This window comes from Marinomonas polaris DSM 16579 (genome assembly GCF_900129155.1).
In the GTDB taxonomy this organism is placed as follows: Bacteria; Pseudomonadota; Gammaproteobacteria; order Pseudomonadales; family Marinomonadaceae; genus Marinomonas; species Marinomonas polaris.
This window is the reverse complement of record NZ_FQVF01000046.1, coordinates 1-1,427: the sequence shown is the minus strand read 5'-3', so window position 1 is coordinate 1,427 and position 1,427 is coordinate 1. Positions and strand designations below refer to the sequence as shown.

Here is a 1,427-nt window from a genome sequence, read left to right as displayed (position 1 = left end):
ACTTTGTTTAAAGCGAGTTAAGAGTTCCGATATCGTGGAAGAGCCGAGATTGAGGCAAGAAGCGATACTACGATTCGATAGGCCGCAGTCGTACTGTAGTGGTCAACTAATTCCGGACAGTAAATTAGGTTGCTCTTCTGCTTTGGCAGGTGGCAACCCGTTATTAAATTGATGCGGCCTGCGCAAGTTATAATAATCCATCAGATAATAACTGATATCTCGTTTTGCTTCGTTTTGAGCTCTGTATCCTGTAGTTGGAATCCATTCAGACTTTAAACTTCTAAACACTCTTTCCATGGGGGCATTGTCCCAGCAATTTCCTCGACGACTCATACTTTGTCTTATACGATAACGCCATAGCCGTTGTCTGAATTTTCGGCTCGTGTATTGACTTCCTTGATCCGAATGAAACATCACTTTTTTTGGTTGCCCACGTTGTTCGTAAGCCATATCTAACGCGTTTATGACAAGCTCTGCATCAGGATTTGATGAGAACGCCCAGCCAACAATACGTCTTCGATATAAATCCAAAACGACGGCTAAGTAGTGCCAGCGATTTCCTGCCCAGACATAAGTAATGTCACCACACCAGACTTGATTTGGAGTACTAACATTGAACTGTCTGTTTAGGTGATTGGGGATATCAAGACATTCACCCCCTGTTTTCTTGTAACGATGCGCGCCTGGTTGCTTGCTGTGTAAGCTAGCTTCACTCATTAAGCTTCTTACCTTAAAGCGACCTATTGTGTAGCCTTCATTCTGTAAAATACTCTGTAACGTTCTACTTCCCGCCGCACCACGGCTATCATTGAAATACTCAGTGACTAGGCTACGCAATGTTAGACGTTCAGTATCAATCTTTTGCTCACGCTTGAGGTTGTCGTAGTAGCTACTTCTTGAAACGTCAAACAAACCACACAGTATCTCGGTCGCTTCTTGCTCTCTCAATTCATCAATTAGCGCATACGATCTAGATCGTCCGACATCAAGAGAGCGGTAGCCTTTTTTAGAATGGCTTTCTCTCTTTCTAATCTGCTGACTCGTGCTTCGAGCTATTGTATACGTTGTTGTTCTGGCGTAAGCGCTTTGGTCGTTGGTGTGACCCCACCACGTTCACCTTGAAGCTGGTCAACCCAGCGTCGTAAAGCCGTTTCTCCTACGCCTAGAGACTTACAAGCCTCAGTAAAGCGATAGCCTTGATCGAGCACTAAGCTAGCGGCTTCATGTTTAAATTCTGTTGAAAATGTGCGACGTTGCTTTGTCATTGAACACCTCTCTTAATATGGCAATATTACCACCTAAAATGGTGTCCGGTTTTATTAGACCACTACATACTTCAGCCGTAAAACCTCTTTAATTTTATTCATTGGGGTTCTCTTTTTGGTCATGGTCGCTTCCTTACCTTCTAGTTTTAGAAGTAAAGAATA

At 43.4% G+C, this 1,427-nt stretch carries 1 pseudogene; it reads right to left on the bottom strand.

From position 1 onward, the window contains the following. Positions 1-102 precede the first annotated feature (102 nt). Positions 103-1,265: pseudogene (locus BUA59_RS23360) on the bottom strand (IS3 family transposase). Positions 1,266-1,427: the final 162 nt, after the last annotated feature.